Origin of the sequence: Pseudoalteromonas sp. B131b, from assembly GCF_037162545.1 — a bacterium.
GTDB classification, from domain to species: Bacteria; Pseudomonadota; Gammaproteobacteria; order Enterobacterales; family Alteromonadaceae; genus Pseudoalteromonas; species Pseudoalteromonas fuliginea.
This window is the reverse complement of the sequence record NZ_JARLUZ010000001.1, coordinates 3,240,646-3,259,299: the sequence shown is the minus strand read 5'-3', so window position 1 is coordinate 3,259,299 and position 18,654 is coordinate 3,240,646. Positions and strand designations below refer to the sequence as shown.

Annotated in this window: 14 protein-coding genes and 2 pseudogenes; 10 read left to right on the top strand and 6 right to left on the bottom strand. The window is 38.2% G+C overall.

Features of this window, described 5'->3' with window-relative positions; translation table 11 throughout:
* The first annotated feature begins 13 nt into the window (after positions 1-13).
* The 10 genes and pseudogenes from P4S65_RS15015 to P4S65_RS14970 all read left to right on the top strand — a co-directional run bounded on the left by P4S65_RS15015 (position 14) and on the right by P4S65_RS14970 (position 8,839).
* Entirely contained in the window at positions 14-2,710 is a 2,697-nt protein-coding gene (locus P4S65_RS15015; RefSeq protein ID WP_337120503.1) for a nitrate reductase, read from the top strand.
* Positions 2,711-2,727: 17 nt separating this feature from the next.
* Positions 2,728-3,699 carry a GTP 3',8-cyclase MoaA gene (gene moaA, locus P4S65_RS15010; RefSeq protein ID WP_193225966.1) on the top strand — a complete coding sequence of 324 codons (972 nt, stop codon included), beginning with the start codon at positions 2,728-2,730 and terminating at the stop codon, positions 3,697-3,699.
* 1 nt (position 3,700) lies between these two features.
* A complete protein-coding gene (locus P4S65_RS15005; protein ID WP_337120502.1) occupies positions 3,701-4,375 on the top strand; it encodes a molybdenum cofactor guanylyltransferase in 675 nt (224 codons plus the stop codon).
* Entirely contained in the window at positions 4,372-4,911 is a 540-nt protein-coding gene (gene moaB, locus P4S65_RS15000; protein WP_096793304.1) for a molybdenum cofactor biosynthesis protein B, read from the top strand. The genes P4S65_RS15005 and moaB overlap by 4 nt, the downstream gene beginning before the upstream one ends.
* Before the next feature lies 1 nt (position 4,912).
* Positions 4,913-5,383: a cyclic pyranopterin monophosphate synthase MoaC gene (gene moaC, locus P4S65_RS14995; protein ID WP_007375236.1), complete on the top strand. Its 471-nt coding sequence runs from the start codon at positions 4,913-4,915 to the stop codon at positions 5,381-5,383.
* The gene (locus P4S65_RS14990; RefSeq protein WP_337120501.1) at positions 5,361-5,660 is read left to right on the top strand and encodes a MoaD/ThiS family protein; all 300 of its coding nucleotides are present in this window, start codon (positions 5,361-5,363) and stop codon (positions 5,658-5,660) included. Before moaC ends, P4S65_RS14990 begins: the two co-directional genes overlap by 23 nt.
* Entirely contained in the window at positions 5,660-6,118 is a 459-nt protein-coding gene (moaE, locus tag P4S65_RS14985) for a molybdopterin synthase catalytic subunit MoaE (protein WP_007375234.1), read from the top strand. Before P4S65_RS14990 ends, moaE begins: the two co-directional genes overlap by 1 nt.
* Positions 6,118-6,779: pseudogene (locus P4S65_RS14980) on the top strand (MOSC domain-containing protein). Before moaE ends, P4S65_RS14980 begins: the two are co-directional and overlap by 1 nt.
* Positions 6,780-7,153: 374 nt before the next feature.
* The gene (locus tag P4S65_RS14975) at positions 7,154-8,398 is read left to right on the top strand and encodes a sensor histidine kinase (RefSeq protein WP_337120500.1); all 1,245 of its coding nucleotides are present in this window, start codon (positions 7,154-7,156) and stop codon (positions 8,396-8,398) included.
* Positions 8,399-8,497: 99 nt separating this feature from the next.
* On the top strand, positions 8,498-8,839 hold the full coding sequence (locus P4S65_RS14970; RefSeq protein WP_442961871.1) for a response regulator: 342 nt from the start codon (positions 8,498-8,500) through the stop codon (positions 8,837-8,839).
* A 126-nt stretch (positions 8,840-8,965) separates the two neighbouring features.
* Here P4S65_RS14970 and P4S65_RS14965 read toward each other — a convergent pair whose 3' ends face one another.
* The 6 genes and pseudogenes from P4S65_RS14965 to nirB all read right to left on the bottom strand — a co-directional run bounded on the left by P4S65_RS14965 (position 8,966) and on the right by nirB (position 18,489).
* Positions 8,966-10,681: a two-component system response regulator gene (locus tag P4S65_RS14965; RefSeq protein WP_337120499.1), complete on the bottom strand. Its 1,716-nt coding sequence runs from the start codon at positions 10,679-10,681 to the stop codon at positions 8,966-8,968.
* 63 nt (positions 10,682-10,744) lie between these two features.
* Positions 10,745-12,256, bottom strand: a complete 1,512-nt coding sequence (locus P4S65_RS14960) for a PAS domain-containing sensor histidine kinase (RefSeq protein ID WP_337120498.1) — start codon at positions 12,254-12,256, stop codon at positions 10,745-10,747.
* Positions 12,257-13,164: 908 nt separating this feature from the next.
* Entirely contained in the window at positions 13,165-14,427 is a 1,263-nt protein-coding gene (locus P4S65_RS14955; RefSeq protein WP_337120497.1) for a nitrate- and nitrite sensing domain-containing protein, read from the bottom strand.
* Between the two features lie 274 nt (positions 14,428-14,701).
* A complete protein-coding gene (gene cobA / locus P4S65_RS14950) occupies positions 14,702-15,565 on the bottom strand; it encodes a uroporphyrinogen-III C-methyltransferase (protein WP_337120496.1) in 864 nt (287 codons plus the stop codon).
* A 9-nt stretch (positions 15,566-15,574) separates the two neighbouring features.
* Positions 15,575-15,929, bottom strand: a pseudogene (gene nirD, locus P4S65_RS14945) (nitrite reductase small subunit NirD).
* On the bottom strand, positions 15,916-18,489 hold the full coding sequence (gene nirB / locus P4S65_RS14940; RefSeq protein ID WP_337120495.1) for a nitrite reductase large subunit NirB: 2,574 nt from the start codon (positions 18,487-18,489) through the stop codon (positions 15,916-15,918). The pseudogene nirD and the gene nirB overlap by 14 nt, the downstream one beginning before the upstream one ends.
* Positions 18,490-18,654 lie beyond the last annotated feature (165 nt).

Sequence of the window (18,654 nt, the reverse complement as noted above, 5' to 3'; positions counted from 1 at the left end):
AAAAGAGAGCAGTATGGCAAGCACAAACACGTCACCAACTTTAAATAAAACCAGGTTAAAACAAACAACATGTGCTTACTGTGGTGTAGGGTGCGGTGTTGATATTTCACTTTTTAATAATGTGCCAACCAAGCTTGAAGGCATGAGAGAGCACCCCGCAAACTTTGGTCGTTTATGTGTAAAAGGCACCCATTTGCTCGACACCACAGGCAGTGATAATCGCTTAACGTCGCCCTTTATTAATAACCAAGCCGTTACGTGGGATGAAGCCACTGACCATGTTGCCAATAAATTTAACGACGTAATACAAAAGCACGGGCCTGATGCGGTGGCATTTTATGTGTCAGGGCAGTTACTTACTGAAGATTACTACATCGCTAATAAATTAATGAAAGGCTACATAGGCTCAGGCAATATTGATACAAATTCGCGCCTGTGTATGTCATCTGCTGTGGCAGGTTACAAACGCGCTTTTGGTGAAGACGTAGTGCCGTGTACTTACGAGGATTTAGAGCAAACTGAGCTACTTATTTTAATTGGCTCAAATGCAGCGTGGACTCATCCGGTTTTGTATCAGCGAATGGAGCGTGCAAAGCAGCTTAACCCAAATATGAAAGTGGTGGTTATTGATCCGCGTAAAACCGACACAGCGGAGCTTGCCGACACATTTTTAAATATAAAACCAGGCAGTGACGCCGCGCTTTATAACGGTTTGCTTCATTATTTAAATGAGCATAACCACCTCGATACGCAATTTATTGCTCAGCACACAAACGGCTTTGAAAGCGCATTGCAAGAGGCAACAAAATGGAGCTGTGAGGCAGTTAGCGACTTTTGTGATATAGCAATTGAGCAAGTCACTGAGTTTTACGCACTATTTGCTAACAGCCCAAGTGCGATTAGCTTTTATTCAATGGGTATAAATCAGTCAAGCTCGGGTGTAGATAAATGCAACGCCATTATTAATGCACATTTAGCCTCGGGTAAATTACTTAAGCCAGGCAGTGGTCCGTTTTCAATTACTGGGCAACCCAATGCGATGGGCGGGCGCGAAGTCGGTGGCTTGGCTAATCAGTTAGCGGCGCATTTAGATATTGAAAACGAAGCGCATCAATCACTTGTACAACGCTTTTGGCTCTCGCCAACTGTGGCTAACAAAGCAGGCAGCAATGCCATTGATATGTTTGATGAAATAGCCGCAGGCAAAATAAAAGCAGTGTGGATAATGGCAACAAACCCAATGGTGAGCTTGCCCAATAACGCCGCTATTAAAAAAGCATTAGAGACCTGTGAGCTGGTGGTTGTATCTGACTGTATTGCAAAAAGTGATACGTTAAAATTTGCCGATGTTGTTTTTCCATCAACCGGATGGGGCGAAAAAAACGGCACAGTAACTAACTCAGAGCGCAGAATATCAAGACAGCGCCCGTTAGTAGCGCCTTATTCAGGAGCTAAAAACGATTGGCAAATTATGTGCGAAGTCGCTAAAAAAATGGGCTTTGAAGGTTTTGATTTTACAGATCCAAGTGGCATTTTTGAAGAATGGGCACAATTAACCGACTTTGAAAATAATGGCAGTCGATTATTAAACCTCTCTGGTTTAGTTGGGCTCACAAAAAGTCAGTACGATAACTTAAAACCCATTATGTGGCCTGTTGTTAAAAATCAGCCTTATAAAAACGGTCAGGTTTTTACAGATAACCAATTTAGCACCGCTGATAAAAAGGCGCGTTTTATACCCATAACGCCGCAATTACCTGTGCAACAAACATCAAATGATTATCCGTTTGTAATGAACTCAGGACGTATACGCGACCAATGGCATACCATGAGCCGCACGGGTAAAAGCACTGCGCTTTCATCGCATATTACACGCCCGTACATTGAAATTAATCCGCTTGATGCCAGTAAATTAGCAATTAAACAAAACGATTTAATAAGCGCGATTGCCCAAACGGGACACGTTACCGCGCATGCAAAAGTAACCGATTCGGTGCGAAAAGGTGAATGCTTTATGCCTATTCATTGGAACAAGCAATTTGCGTCATCAGCAACAGTAAGTGGGTTGTATCAATCGGTAGTTGACCCTCTATCTGGTCAGGCTGAGTGCAAACACGGCGCTGTTAATATAGTTAAGGCACCCTTTGTGCAATATATGCAGCTGTTTGCTAAAAACGAGCTTGTTATAAACAGTGATTTTTGGCTCAAAGTTAATGCTAGTAATTGCTTTAATTACCAATTGGCGCTTAATGAGCCACAAAGTGATTTACTGTATTACTGCCAAACCTTAACCGGTTTACAAGGGCAGTGGTCGGCTATGAATACGGCAAAAGCCATGCACGTGCAATGTATTCAAAACGATCAATTAGCGTTTGTTGGTGTTATTTCTAACGAGCAAAAAGAAATATCACTCGAGTGGATAAACCATTTATTTGCAGAGCCATTACTAACTTTCACCCAATTACAGTCTTTGCTTTATGCAACTCCCGATGAAGAATTTACCCAAGGCGTGCAAGTGTGTAGCTGCTTTAAAGTTAGAGAGCAGCCAATTATAAACGCCATTAAAAACGGTGCAAACACCGTCGAGCAATTGGGGTCTGAACTTAAATGTGGAACGAACTGTGGTTCGTGTAAAACACAATTAAGCCAATTAATAAAACAACATTACAAAGCAGGCTCTAGCAGCATTGATGTTGCGGTTGTAATGTAAAGAAAAAAAGGAAGCATATGCTTAATGATCAATTTGGTCGGCAGTTTAACTATTTGCGCCTCTCAATAACTGATGTATGTAATTTTAGTTGTAGTTATTGTTTACCAAACGGGTATCAGTGCGATACGCCGCGTAATTTTTTAAATAAAAACGAAATTAGCACGCTAGTAAATGCGTTTGCAGAGCTAGGTACTAAAAAAGTACGCATTACAGGTGGCGAACCGTGCTTGCGAAACGACGTAACCGATATTATAAAACTCTGTAAAAATACACCTGGCATAGAAAAAGTAGCCATTACTACCAACGGGTTTAATTTATTAAAGAAAATTGATGAATTTGCAGAAGCCGGGCTTGATGCGCTTAATGTCAGTATTGATAGCTTAAATCCGAGTATGTTTAAACTCATAACAGGGCACGACAAACTTAACCTTATTTTAAAAGGGATTGAACGCGCGGTAGATCTGGGCATAAAAGATATAAAAATAAATGCAGTGCTTGCCAAGCAGTTTAATAAAAACCAATTGAAGGATTTTTTAGCGTGGGTAAAACACCACAAAGTTACAGTGCGCTTTATAGAATTAATGGAAACCGGTGACGGCGCAACCTTTTTTGAAGAAAACCACTTAAGTGGGCAAACGGTTAAAGCCCAATTACTCGCCCAAGGCTGGTTACAAGTCGTTAGGGGAAAATTAAACGGACCCGCAGAGGAATTTTGTCATCCTGATTACGATGGTCGTATTGGTTTAATAATGCCTTACAGCAAAGATTTTTGTAAAAGCTGTAATCGCTTAAGGGTGTCGGCGCTGGGTAAATTACACTTATGCTTGTTTGCCGAGCAAGGTATAGATTTACGCGAACTACTCAACGAGGACGATACTGCAGCGACCGTAAAGGCAATTCAAGCCGCTATGGGCAATAAAGAAATAAGCCATGAGCTGGATAAACGCTTAACAGGTGCGACAACTCACTTAGCCATGTTAGGCGGCTAATATGAAAGTTAAGCGAGATTTTACAGGTGTTGTGCTTGCTGGTGGTAAGTCATCAAGAATGGGCACAGACAAAGCCGATTTAGTTTTAAACAACAAAACTCTATTGCACAATGCGTGTGATTTATTAAAAGACGCAGGCGCTAAAAACATACTAATAAGTCGCAACGTTACAAATCCAGTTAAATCATCGAGTCATTATTCACCGAGCGATTATCCCTCAGAAAAGTACGTTAAAGATATATACCCAAATAGTGGACCCCTTGGCGGAATTTATTCCACATTAATAGCCACTGAGTACGACTTACTTATTACTGCGGTAGATATGCCTCTACTTACGAGTAGTTTGTTAAGCACAATTGTGCTGGCTTCTCAGTCAAATAAAGTACAAAGTGTGAGCAATCAATTAAATCAGTCACAAATACATGCTTGGCACTTTGAAAATGAACCACTACCGCTGTATATTCGTAATACAAGCAGTGTAAAAAATCATTTAAAACACATACTCACAAACGCTAACAGTCATAAATCAATAAAACAGTTTACCCAAAGCATTGGTGTGCAAACGCTTTTATGTAATAAAGCGCACGCATTAATAAACACCAATACACCGGCGCAATTTAAAGCTGTAAATGAGCATTTTGACCAAAGCATTAATCAATTAAGAAGAGCATTATGAGCCACACAACTGAGTCACAAATACCTTTAAACATTGCCGTACTTACAGTAAGCGACACGCGCGATGCGATTACCGATACTTCTGGTCATTACTTAATTAAAGCGCTAACTGAGGCGGGTCATCACTTAGCGGATAAAGAAATTGTAAAAGATGATGTTTACCAAATGCGCGCTATTGCATCGCAGTGGATAGCCGATGACACCATTCACGCTATTTTAGTGACTGGCGGTACAGGTTTTACCGAGCGCGATTCAACACCTGAGGCATTTGCGCCGCTGTTTGATAAAAGCGTAGATGGCTTTGGCGAGCTATTTAGACATATATCGTACGGTGAAATTGGTAACTCAACTATTCAATCTCGTGCATTGGCAGGACTTGCTAACAACACGGTTATTTTTTGTATGCCAGGCTCTACAGGCGCATGCAAAACAGCATGGACAGGCATTATAAAAGATCAACTTAACTCAATGCATAAACCGTGTAACTTTGCACCGCACATTACCATTGGTAAAAAGTGTGAATCGCGTGAGCAATAGTATGCTGAGCCACGTTGACGAAAACGGCCAAGCGAATATGGTTGATGTATCGCTCAAAGACGTAACCTTGCGCGATGCCTCAGCTGAAGCATTTATTAGCATGAGCAAACTTGCCTTTGAACAAGTAATGCTTAATCAAAACAAAAAAGGCGATGTGTTAGGCGTGGCACGTATTGCAGGTATTCAAGGCGCTAAAAAGTGCGCCGATTTAATCCCGCTTTGTCATCCGCTTGCACTTAGCAAAGTCGCTGTTGATTTTGAACTTGATGAAGCAAACAGCCAAATTAAAATAACCAGCTACTGCAAACTTGCCGGTAAAACTGGGGTTGAAATGGAAGCGTTAACAGCGGTATCTGTGGCTAGCCTTACTTTGTTTGATATGTGTAAAGCAGCCGACCCACTAATGGAAATTAGCGGCATGCGCGTTACTCAAAAAGCTGGGGGAAAAAATGGCAGTTGGCAACGAGATTAATCCAAACAATGTTATATCTAGCGCCAAAAATGTAGAGTTATTGTTTTTTGGGCAACTAAAAGAGCGGTTAAAGTGCAGTAAATTAAGCCTTGAGATTACGCAGCCGCTTACTATTTCAGAGCTTAAATTAAGATTAGTAAGCCAATACCCGCATTGGCAACCGTGGCTGGAGGAGCGTGAGCTACTTGCAGCGCTTAACCAAACTATGTCATCAAGCGACGAAATAGTGAAAGCAGGGGATGAGCTTGCCTTTTTCCCGCCGGTTACAGGTGGCTAATGAGCATACATATTCAAGTGCAAACCGATGATTTTAATGTAGGTGACGAGCACAATACGCTTTGTAGTAATAATAAAAGCGATGGCGCTGTTGTCACCTTTACAGGTTTGGTAAGAGAGTTCAGCAGTGGCGATAACGTTATTGCACTTGAGCTTGAACACTATCCTGGTATGACCGAGCAACTGCTTCAATCTATTGCAGAGCAAGCACAAACGCGCTGGCAACTGGCTCGAATATGTATTATTCATCGCGTTGGTTATTTAGCACTTGGCGAGCAAATTGTATTTGTTGGCGTAACGTCCCGCCATCGCCAAGCCGCGTTCGAAGGCGCACAATTTATAATGGATTACTTAAAAAACCACGCCACGTTTTGGAAAAAAGAGCACTTTAAAGACTCATCAAATTGGGTTGAGTTTAAACAAAGTGACAAACAAGCATTAGGTAAATGGGAGTCTTAATGAAAATAATCTCTACCAATATCTCTAAAATAAAAACGGTTGTGCATAACGGCAAAGAAGTTAAAACAGGTATATTTAAAACGGCTACTAACGAACCGGTAACTATTGAAAAGCTAAGTATTATAGGTGATGAGCAAGCTGATTTAGTTTACCACGGCGGCGTAGATAAAGCGGTATATGCTTTTTCGCACAATCATTATGACTATTGGAAGAAAACGCTTGCAAACGAGGATTTAACCAGTGGCATATTTGGTGAAAACTTCACAATTTCTGACCTTGATGAAGCGAATATACATATAGGCGATCATATTCGAATTGGTACTGCACTGCTTGAAGTAAGCCAGCCTCGTGTGCCCTGTTTTAAATTGGCTATCGCCCTTAATAATAAAAACAGCCTTAAACTGTTCACGCAGTATTATTGCACGGGTGTGTATTTTAGAGTCATTGAGCAAGGAGTTGCCAAAACAGGCGATACAGTCACTATAGAAAAAAAGCGGCGCATAATATTTCAGTTAAAAAGCTGTTTCAGGCGTTTTTTGACAAAAAATACGTAGGTTACGAAGACGTACTTTTAGAGGCCCTAACTTTGCCAGAGCTTGCTGTAGAGTGGCAAGAAAAGTTAAAAAAGAAACTTGCTATTAAAGTTGAATCGGCCAAATGAATGCGGTGCAATTCTTATGCAGTAATTAAATTCTCTAAATAAGCGCAAAACTTATACATTAACTAGTAAAAAAAGAATGCCTGCTATAACTAAGGTTAGAAAAACCATAATAAATATAGTGTTACGGTTATTAACCAATAGCGAATAGAAAAACAGGCTTCGTATATGAATATAACTAAAAAATTGATGCTTATAGTAATCTTAACGACAGCCGAAGTAAGTATTACCGTTTTTTCTGCCTTTGAAATAGCTAAAGGCGCTAAGTTTCATCAGCTTAATTTTCTTCATTTAAAGTATATTAACCAATTAACAAAGACAGTAAAAAAATAAAAAACGACACCCCTGTAGACATAAATACAATAGAGTTTGATATATTGGCTATAAAGCAGCAACCTATTGATTGTCTTGATGAAGTTAATTATTTAAACCGTGTTATTATGAAAGTCATTAAGACTGATCAAGCTTTAACTATTTGCGAAAATGATATAGAAATTGCGGATAAAGCACTACTGTCAGTTACTCAATATAAGAAAGGTGAACTCAGTAGAGATGATTTTTTACTAAACCTTAATGTTGCACTTGATGGATTCAATCAACATTCAGAAATGTTTGAAGAACCAATCAGAAAAACAGTGTCGTTTATATTGAGCACTTTAATACCACTTGTTTTAATCATATCCCTTTTTAATATTATTTTAATCAGTTACCTGTCACGTACCATATCTAGCTCTATACGCAATTTAACCATTCTTTTAACTAGTAAACCTGAAGATAGTACTAATTTAGATGACGAACTTGATAAAAATACCACGGGTGAATTAAAAGCATTGGTAATAGCAGCAAGACAGCGTATCAAAGATGATTTATTAAACATAGAAAATAGTATCGAGCTAAAAGCTATTGTAAACAGCCAAACAGCTTCTTTGCAGCAGGCAAATGATGAACTGGCTCAGTTCGCTTACAGAGCATCACATGATTTAAAGTCACCGTTATCGGGCGCTAAATCTTTGGCCCAATTTGTTATTCAAGATATAGAAGCTGGTGATATTAAAGAGGCCTGTCAAAATGCGAAAATTATTTACCAACAAATGGAGAAGTTAGAAACACTTGTTGTTGATATTTTATTATTAGCAAAAGCAGATATAGGTAATGAAAATGAAGAATTAATTGACTTTAATCAGTTGATTACTGATATGGAAGAACGACTGGCTTGGTTAATGAAAGATAATCCTTGTACATTAACAACGAATATTAATTTATCGACACCTATCAAATCAGAAAAAGCGCGTTTTGCTCAAATCATCGAAAATTTGATATCAAATGGGTTGAAATATTACGACACAAATAAGGATGCGCCCTATGTTCACTGCGATATTTTTAACGAACAAGAGACGTTCAATATTACAGTTACCGATAATGGGATCGGAATACCTGATAAGCATCAAAGCGAAGTGTTTGATATGTTCAAGCGATTTCATGTTGAGACGAGTAGCGGCTCAGGTTTGGGTATGGCACTAGTTAAAAAACATATAGAGTATTTAGATGGAGAAATATCATTGCAAAGTTCTAATAGCGGTACAACATTTAAAATAACAATACCTATGGATAAATTAAGATGAAAAAAGTAAAACCACCTATATTAATTATCGATGACAACGAAGTTGATCGGTATATCCTTAAAAGATTAATAAAAGAAGCTAACTTAGAGCTTACCATTTTTGAAAAAAGATGGTCAAGAGGCATTAGAATTTCTCGAAAATTATGAAGCGAATAAAAAAGAACACCCAGATGGCTTTCCCCCAATATTGATTTTTTTAGACATTAATATGCCCAGAGTTAATGGTATTCAATTTTTAGACGAGTTTGCCAAGCTCAGGAAAGTCATTGAAATAAGTTCTTGCGTAGTTATGATGTTCAGCTCATCAGAACGAGAAGAAGAGAAAAAAATTATTATGGCGCATGATTTTGTTAAAGGCTATTTAGTTAAGGGAACTTTTAAGGCTGAAGATCTAAAAGAGAAGGTACTGTCTGTCATTGATACTCCAATACAGGGAGATTAAAAATTATTACGATCTCAATATATTATTAGTTTATATTGAGTGAAAATAGAGTTTTAGGTGTTTTTCGGTTTAGCAAAATACAGCCTCTGTTATTTTATTTTGACGATTTCAATATAGGTAATATTTCTAGATTGAATCGTCGGCGTTCTTAGTGAGTAATAAGTCTATGTCGTTTGCAGGCATGGGCCTTGAAAATAAAAAGCCTTGTAAATAGTCTATTTCTAATTGTTTACATAAATCGTGCTGTGCTTGGGTTTCAATACCTTCGGCGACAATATCAAAATCTAACTTTTTAAGCATCAGAGACAACCCTTCAATTACTCTTAGTCGTTTCCCTTTTTCACCATCAGATGATTGCATGCTTTTATCTAACTTAACAATATCAATGGGGTAAGATATAAGATGAGATATAGATGAATAGCCCATACCAAAATCGTCCAAAGCAATTCTAAAGCCATTATTGGATAAGGTGGTTAATATATCAGTAACTTCTTCGTTATCTTTGATAAAGGCTGTTTCAGTTATTTCTAAAATTATACTATTAACATTCACATCATATTGCTTTACAGCTGCGAGTAAATAAGCGAGCAATCCTTCACTCTGAAGTTGTATCGGGGAAATGTTTATTGATAAATTTAGCGGAATTTTAAAACGAGTTTGCCATAATGATAATTGCTGTAGAGCTGTTGAAATAATCCACTCGCCAAGCGTCACAATTAATCGGCATTCTTCCGCAATGGGTATAAATTCATCAGGAGTATAACTAATATCGGAATCTGGCCAGCGAATTAAAGCTTCTACACCTGATATTTTTTGCCGTTTAGAGCAATAAACAGGTTGGTAAAATATTCGAAAATTTTCTTGTTCTAAATTTTCTTTAATTTTGTTTTGAATATCAACGCGACGACTAAACTCGTATTGATATTGTTCTTTATAAAAACTAATTTTTGCCTTACCGTTTTGCTTAGAGCGATACATTGCAATATCAGCACATTTAAGCAGTTCATGTGACTCCGTCGCATCTTGAGGATATATAGCACTGCCAATACTCACACTACAGTTAATCGTTCTACCATTATGTAAAAATGGCTCAGAAACATTAGCTAATATCCTATTTGCTATCATACCTATTTGATTAATATTACTTATACCACCAATAATAACAGCAAATTCATCTCCCCCTAATCGAGCAAACCCTTCGTCTCTTCTTAGGCAGTGGTTAATTCTTGTTACAGTTTGTATTAAAATCTGATCGCCAACATTATGCCCTAATGTGTCGTTTATATGTTTGAAATTATCTAAATCCAATGCCAAAAGCGCGACACTATTTTTAGTCCGTTTATTATTGGCAATCATTACTTTTAATATTTCTTCAAAATGGTATCGGTTTGACAAACCCGTTAGCTGATCCCTTTCTGCCATATGCTTTACAGCGAGGTAACTGTCATGCATGCGTTGTTCAGCTTCAAATCGCTTTTTAGCGTATATAAGTGCTTTATTTAAACTACTACGTGTAATATCACCCTTAGGTAAAAAATCTTGTGCGCCGGCTTCTATACACTCAATTGCGAGGGTTGAGTTCTCTGATGAACTAATCATAATTATTGCAGTATTACCAAGTTTTGGCTTTGCTCGCATTTCAAGAAGCATTTCGATACCATCTTCTTTAGGCATATTATAATCGAGTAGTATTATGTCAAAATGCATACTTTCAATGGCATTTAAACCTTCTTTAACACATGTTACTTCAGTAATATCATGAAGTTGAGAGCCGTCTGAAATAAGCATCTTTTTAATTAACTTACGATCTACTAAGTCATCATCAACTATTAAAATATACATAAGTTCCTTAAGGGTTTAGCACTATGCCAATACTCATCTTTAATTAATAAAACAATTTTATTGCTAAATTTTTGGCCAAAAAATAGTAAATGTACTGCCAAGCTTCCCATCAGATGCTACTTCAATCTTACCGCCATAATTAATAATGAGTTTTTTTGCTACACAAAGGCCAATACCACTGCCCTCTACGTCATCACGAGATCGCAGAGTTTGAAACAATTTAAAAATGAGTGAAAAATACTTTGGATCTATTCCAGGACCATTATCTGTTATTTCAATAAGATAATAATGATGAGAAGGCCGTAGAGAAACGTGTATAACACTAAGCTCTTTATCGTTATGTTTTATAGCATTACTAATTAGGTTTAAAATGACTGTTTTGAAGGGGACTACTGGTATGTTTAATAATTTATCATTTGCATCTAAATGAACAGTTACTGTTTCGGGGATCTCTAAACATTCAGCGATTTCAAGATAAACATTTTCTAAAGACAAGTCAGAGCGGTTAGAATCACAGCGATCTACTCTCGAATAGCTCAGTAAATCTTCTAGTAATACCTGCATTCTATTAGTGCGATTAATTACTAATTGAAAGTTTTCTAAATGCTCTTCAGGAAGCAGATCTTTACAGTCATCCGAAATCCACTCTAATAAACGCTTAATTGCATTTAATGGCGATTTTAAATCGTGAGAAGCAATACTGGTAAACTCGTCAAGTTCACTGTTTGCTTTTTGTAATTTAGATATTAAATTTTCTTTTTCAGCTATATTTCTGCACACACCTAAAATATAATGTTTACCAGACTTATCTTCAAAGCGTTGTTTTATAGTTTCTACAGTAATTTGCATGCCATTAGGCATTGCTAAATTTTCGACTGTTTTACTAATGCCGCAATTTAAAGCAATTTTGTCTTGCGCTAAAAATGCTTTAGCCGCATCTTCTTCGTAGTGTTCAATTGTAGTAAAGCCGATTATTTTGTTTTGCATTTCTTTTGGATAACTATTTTTGAAGGCATCATTTGCGTATACAATTTTAAAGTTTTCGTCCTTTATAAAAACAAAATCTCTATTTAGCTCAGAAATCATTGAATGCAGTTCAGCATCTTTTTCTTTTTTAAATATAAAGTTAAGTTGAAGCAATTGATTTACAATATTTTTTTGTATGGTGGCTAATATCGTTTTATCTTTTTCTGTAAATGCGGATTCACTTTTTCGTTCAAATATCAACCAGCCTAATTTTAAGTTCGATGGTAAAATAATGAGTGATATAACCCTGCGTATTTTGGAGTTTACATTTAAGGGAGTATTTGAAGTGCTTTTTGAGTTACCCTCGATAATAGATTCATTAAATACTTCACTATTTAGCGCCTCTGTGGTTATGGCTATTTTCGAACCATATTGGTACAACTCAATTTGACCCTGTGGTGAATTTGCAATAATAGAGCATGCCGTAGCATCAAAAACATTTAAGATTAGTTCAACAATGTGCTCTAAGTTTTTTTGAATGTCGTTATCAACAAAAAAATTCGAATCTGTTTGTAATATATTCTCAATATAGCGTCCTACATTAGGCATTAACACTTCCTTCAATCTAATCACTTAACTAGTACCTGTTGAACTTTCATGATTGAAATTCGTTCAATCTAAGAGCTGTTTAATCGTGGCGCGAGGTTTGTAACCTAGTGGGCTCGGCACCTGCTCCTGCGTACTCTAATGGCTTACACCACTGTAAGAATAAGTAAAAGCCGAGCAACAAAGAGTCAATCACCCTTAGGTAGCGCATATTTGGCATTTATTCTGCGTTATCGCCTATTTTTGGGGAGTAACCACACTACATAGGCTCTAACTTGCTTAAATACCAAACAGCTTGCTGCAAATTCAACCTCGAAAGATGAACAGGCCTTAATATAAAATGCCCTCACATTAAAACGCTATGTAACAAGTAATTAACTTATTGTAGTTGATTATTATGAGTTTGCTTAAATAATCTATTTTTATAAATTAACTTTTTAAATTAAAAGCTTACCTAATTTAAATACACCGTGTTTTAGGTTTTTAAAAGCAATTACACAGGCATTTTAATATACGGTTTAATATCAGTTCGCAATAATGCTTAATCAATTTGAGAATTAACTCTGACGCTAACCGCGTTAAAATTACTGGTTTACGACTATGGATGCAGAGGCAACTGTCGAGAACTACTAATAACGAAATTTCTGTCTTGTTATCTATCAGGTTTTCTTATCTCAAAGTAGCTCACTTAATTAAGGGAGTTGGTCATAATTAGTTTAATCAGAAAAGGTATAATAGGGCGTGTTAAGCTCGCAAAATTAAACTTTAATTAATGAAGTTTAATCACACGGCTAAATTTGGGTTTAGTGGAAATTGAACAAAGCTAATGCTACTTGCAATACAGGCTAAGTAAAATTTTTGAATTGTAGTATTGACCATTTTATTAACCAGAAAGTAGATTATTTATTACTTCAATCACTCAGTTCCACAATTGTTTGCGCTACGCTGTATAACGTTTTATGTGAATTCATCGCTTGCTTTTGAAGTTGTTTATGGGCTTGTTCTTCAGTGAGCTTTAACTGCTCAATAAGTATGTACTTGGCTTGGTGAATGACCTTTTGCTCACTAATAACTTTTTTAGCGTCAAGTAACGCTTGGTTTATTTGTTTAATATGCTGGCTTTGCTCGATAATTAAATCATACATAGTTTTATTACTATTGAGCTTATCGGCCGCTATATTTTGGTTTACTTGTGGCTCTGGTTGCTTAATGGCTAATTGGCCAAAAGTAGGTGCTATGTGTTGCTCTGCCATATTGTTAAGTACTTGCTTATTTGTATTTAAACTACGTTGAGCACAGGCTATTTGCATTGCTGCGGTATCAATTAATTGATCTGCTATATTTTGTTCAATTTTGTGCATTATATCTATGCGCGTAGTGGTTACTTCGTACCATACTTCGCTTAGTTGCGAGAGCGGTTGAGCATTCTCGTCATCGAGTTTTTGCAGTAAACTTCTAAGTTGCTCTACCTGATTATTAACCTGATGTGTTGTTAATGTGGCAAAGCATTTTAAAAGGTGCGCATCGGCGTACTCATTAAAAAAGTCAAAGCTGTGGTTTTGTTCTTGTACAAAATGCGCGAGTTGTTGTTTTTGCTCAGTGGTAAATTTACTCGCTGCAAATGCTTGTGCACCACAGGCGCGCTCTTGTCCTGCGTACTCTTTACCTTGCATAAAATTGAAAAATGCGACTAACAAACGCGTTATTTTAGGATCGCTTGCGCCATCAGCTGCCTCTAAAATAATATTGAGTAAACTAGCAATTAACTGCGTGAACGACTGCGTAGCATGCACTGCACTAATGTTTTGTTGTGCTATTTGATTGCGTAATTCGGGCAATGCGTCAAGTGTTTGCAGGCTATAGGTAATTAAATTAAATAACCGAGTATGGCCAGTATCGGCGTTGTCTTTTATAAATGTTTGTTTAAGAGAATCATAAAATGCAGTTTGTGCGCTGCTGCTTAAAGGGATTTGTTCTTGTAACTGGGTTTTGAATCGTTCACGATTTGAGGCCAAAAATATATTACTCATTGCGCGCTCTTTTTGTAACTGATGTACAAAATCGCCTAATTTAGTAAGCGAGGCACAGCTGTTTTGTAATTGCTTTAGCGCGTGTATTTCTTGATATTTAGCCGCTAATAAAAACTGTTTTGTGAGAGGATTACTTGTCGCCATTGGTATTATTCCACACTTTTTTGTTTTTAAAGTGCAACCACTGTTCCAATCATTAATAAATTTCATCATTGAATTTAAAATCAAGCTAATACAATTACTTAAAGTATAATTTTTGTTTGTCACTGTATTTCTATAATTTAAATTGCCATTACTTTTAACTTATTTGGTGCATTTAAACATGTTATTGCACACAACTTGAACCCAAATTAAAAACAAAAAAAGCGCCTACTCCTGGGGAGGTAGTAAGCGCGAAAAGTGCATTATTCATTTTGTATCATGCGTTAACATTGATACTGTTTAATAACTCAGGACTAATTGCCATTTTATGATTTATTACTTCACCAATCATAATTAGGGTAGGGCCTTGAAGGTCGTGTTTAGCATGCTCATTTACTATCAATTCAAGCGTACTGGTAATTACCTTTTGCTTAGTGGTAGTGGCATTCTCTATTAATGCAATGGGTGTATTACTTGGCCAACCCACTGATTGTAAACCGTTGCTTAGCGTTTGTAAGCGCGAAAGCCCCATATAAACCACTAAAGTGGGGTTGTTATTGCCTTGCTCAAATGCGTAATTTTGCCAATGAGGTTGCTTATTAGGATCGGCAAACTGCGCTGTTAAAAACGTAACACTGCGCGCTACGTTCCTTGCTGTTAGCGGAATTCCCGTATAAGCGGACGTAGCACAAGCCGTTGTTACACCCGGCACAATAGCAAAATTAATATTATGCTTACTAAGCGCATCGGCTTCTTCGTTAATACGTGCAAATATACTCGGATCACCGCCTTTTAAACGCACTACGTTTAAGCCTTGTTGCGCGTATTTAACCAGTAGTTCGCAAATATTAGCTTGGGTCATCGAATGTTTACCAGCACGTTTACCTACAAATACACGCTGCGCTTTTTTAGGTAGTGTTTTTAGTAAATCATCGCTTACTAACCAATCGTACAAAACAACATCGGCGGTATTAATTAAACGCTGCGCTTTTACCGTAATTAGCTCTGCGTCTCCTGGGCCGGCACCAATTATGTAAACGTTGCCGCTTTTGACGCTGCGACTATTGGTGCTTGTTAGCTTAGTAACGAGCTTATTTAGCCACACGTTTTCAATACCCGAAAAATAAGACAATACACTCATACTATTCCCCTAAGCCACAGCTATTGTAACTTTTGGTTCAGCGCTTATAAATACACTGCCGTCTTCAATTTTTGCATTAAAAACCGGTAAGTGTATTGCTTGTGCTTCTAAACATTCGCCTGTTTCTAGGCAAAAAGTGTTGCTTATATAAAGGCGATGCAACAACTAATTTATTGTCGATTGAGCCAATAATACCACGCGACAATACATTGGCTTTGCCAATCGGGTCGTAGTTGCTAATGGCAAACACAGCCGTTGGATTTTGTGGAATGTAAAAAATAGCCACTTGCTGATTATTAACTAATGCGCATACGCCGCTATTAGCCACTAGGTTGTCGATTGTTCCAATATTATGCCAAGACATCAGCTTGCTCCTCTTCAACTTCCATTACTGGAATACGGTTTTTTGTATTACGTTGCTCACGCTTTTCGGCTTCTGTAGCAGGGCGGATTTGGTTACGCTCTTGTACAAATAAAATGTTATCGTCGGTTTCGGGGCTATTAACAAACTGGCGGAATCGTTTGGCTGCATCAGGGCTTTCAATCGCTTTTTTCCACTCACACGCATAGGTTTGTGTAATTAACTCCATTTGCGCTTCTAGCTCGTCGCAAATGCCTAAGCTGTCGTCAATTACTACGCTTTTAAGGTAGTCTAAACCGCCTTCAAGGTTTTCCATCCATACCGATGTACGCTGTAATTTGTCAGCCGTTTTAATGTAAAACATAATTACGCGGTCAATGTATTTAATAAGTGTTGGCGTGTCTAAATCGGTCGCAAATAAATCAGCATGGCGAGGGCGCATACCGCCATTACCACACACGTATAAGTTCCAGCCGTTTTCGGTGGCTATAATGCCAATATCTTTACTTTGTGCTTCGGCGCATTCGCGGGTACAACCCGATACCGCCATTTTAAATTTATGCGGCGCACGTAACCCTTTGTAGCGGTTTTCTATTTCTATTGCGTGTCCAACGCTATCTTGCACACCATAACGACACCACGTACTACCCACACACGATTTAACGGTTCTAAGAGACTTACCATAAGCATGACCTGTCTCAAATCCGGCTTCGATAAGTCGCTCCCAAATAACAGGAAGCTCTTCTAAGCGCGCACCAAATAAATCAATACGCTGACCACCAGTGACTTTGCAGTACAGGTTAAAGTCTTTTGCTACTTGTCCAATTACAATGAGTTTGTCGGGGGTAATTTCGCCGCCAGCAATACGGGGTACTACAGAGTACGAACCATCTTTTTGCATATTTGCTAGGTACGTATCGTTAGTGTCTTGTAAGCTAACATGAGCGGGTTCTAAAATAAAGTCGTTCCATGTTGAGGCTAAAATAGAGCCAATGGCAGGTTTACATATTTCACAGCCATGACCACTGCCGTGTTTAGTTAGTAAGTCATCAAAGTTTTTAATGCTTTCTACTTTTACCATGTGCAGTAGTTCTTGGCGTGAATATGCAAAGTGCTCACATACATGGTTGTTTACTTCAACACCGCGACTTGCTAATTCGTTATCAACAACAGATTTTAATAACGCTGCACAACCACCACAGCCACTTGCTGCTTTAGTACATGATTTTACAGAGGCTAAATCGCATGAGCCGCCATCAATTGCACCTACAATGTCGCCTTTACTCACATTGTGACACGAACAAATAGTGGCGGTATCGGGTAGGGCACTGCCCGATAACGACGGCGCGCCGCCGCTGTCTGGTAAAATTAAACACTCAGGGTTTTCTGGTAAGTCCATGTCGTTAAGCATGTACTGCAATAAAGTATCGTAATCGCTGGTATCGCCAACGAGTACAGCGCCCAGTAATTTATCGCCTTTTTCACTTAGTATAATTTTTTTATAGCAGCCGCGAATAGCGTCTTGATATATAAGTTCTTTACAGTCTGGCGTTTTTGCATGAGCGTCGCCAATTGAGCCTACTTCTACACCTAATAACTTAAGTTTTGTGCTCATATCAGCACCTAAAAACTCAAGCTCGCCGCCACTTAATTGACTCGCTGCAACGCGCGCCATGTTGTAACCCGGTGCTACTAAGCCAAATAGTTTTTTGTCCCACAGGGCACATTCACCAATGGCTAAAATATCAGGATCTGACGTTTGGCATTGGTTATTAATAATAATACCGCCGCGTTCACCGAGTTCTAAATCAGCAATTTTACCTAGCTGATCATACGGGCGAATACCGGCAGAGAACAAAATCAGATCTGTTTCTAAAAATGTCTCATCCGAAAAGTTTAATCTAAAGCGGCTCGTTTCGCCTTTTACTATTTCACTGGTTGCTTTTGATGTGTGTACCGTTACGCCGAGTTTTTCTATTTTATTTTTTAGTAGCGTACCGCCTTGTCCATCAAGCTGTACAGCCATAAGTTGTGGCGCAAATTCAACTACGTGGGTATCAAGCCCTAGTTGCTTAATGGCGTTTGCGGCTTCAAGTCCCAGCAAACCACCACCAATAACAACACCGCTTTTACTTACAGCGGCACTGGCTTTTATTTGTTCTAAATCTTCTAATGTGCGATACACCAAACAATGAGGTTGGTCGTTACCTTTTATAGGCGGCACAAACGGAAACGAACCTGTTGCAAGTATAAGTTTGTCGTACGGGTATTGCTCACCGGTTAATGTGGTCACTATTTTTGCTGATCTATCAATGCCTTCAACCCAATGGCTGGTATGCACATTAATATTAAGCTGTTTGTAGTTGTCGTGAGTGGTAAGTGCTAAATCGGCAGCTGTTTTGCCATCAAATACACTTGATAAGTACACGCGATCGTATGCAAGATTTGCTTCTCCGCAAAGTACAGTAATGTCTGCGTTGGCATCGCTTTGGCGCATTTGCTCAACAAAGTGGTGTCCGACCATACCATTACCAATAATGAGTATTTTTTGCGAGGTTTGCATAGGGCATTCCTTAAAGTGACGGTTTAAATACAATTAACAAAAAAGCCCGCCACAAATACGCATTATGCATAACTGTGTGCGGGCTTCTTTGCCGGTGGTTGCTAATATCTATTGTGCTCACAACCTAAATTTTTGCCGTAAGTAAAACGGGCTTGTTAATAGAAT

What these genes read in the sequence shown, in the direction of transcription:
- P4S65_RS15015 (WP_337120503.1), top strand. Translation starts at nt 14, where the DNA reads ATGGCAAGCACAAACACGTCACCAACTTTAAATAAAACCAGGTTAAAA.
- moaA (WP_193225966.1), top strand. Translation starts at nt 2,728, where the DNA reads ATGCTTAATGATCAATTTGGTCGGCAGTTTAACTATTTGCGCCTCTCA.
- P4S65_RS15005 (WP_337120502.1), top strand. Translation starts at nt 3,701, where the DNA reads ATGAAAGTTAAGCGAGATTTTACAGGTGTTGTGCTTGCTGGTGGTAAG.
- moaB (WP_096793304.1), top strand. Translation starts at nt 4,372, where the DNA reads ATGAGCCACACAACTGAGTCACAAATACCTTTAAACATTGCCGTACTT.
- moaC (WP_007375236.1), top strand. Translation starts at nt 4,913, where the DNA reads ATGCTGAGCCACGTTGACGAAAACGGCCAAGCGAATATGGTTGATGTA.
- P4S65_RS14990 (WP_337120501.1), top strand. Translation starts at nt 5,361, where the DNA reads ATGGCAGTTGGCAACGAGATTAATCCAAACAATGTTATATCTAGCGCC.
- moaE (WP_007375234.1), top strand. Translation starts at nt 5,660, where the DNA reads ATGAGCATACATATTCAAGTGCAAACCGATGATTTTAATGTAGGTGAC.
- P4S65_RS14965 (WP_337120499.1), bottom strand. Translation starts at nt 10,681, where the DNA reads ATGTATATTTTAATAGTTGATGATGACTTAGTAGATCGTAAGTTAATT.
- P4S65_RS14960 (WP_337120498.1), bottom strand. Translation starts at nt 12,256, where the DNA reads ATGCCTAATGTAGGACGCTATATTGAGAATATATTACAAACAGATTCG.
- P4S65_RS14955 (WP_337120497.1), bottom strand. Translation starts at nt 14,427, where the DNA reads ATGGCGACAAGTAATCCTCTCACAAAACAGTTTTTATTAGCGGCTAAA.
- cobA (WP_337120496.1), bottom strand. Translation starts at nt 15,565, where the DNA reads ATGAGTGTATTGTCTTATTTTTCGGGTATTGAAAACGTGTGGCTAAAT.
- nirB (WP_337120495.1), bottom strand. Translation starts at nt 18,489, where the DNA reads ATGCAAACCTCGCAAAAAATACTCATTATTGGTAATGGTATGGTCGGA.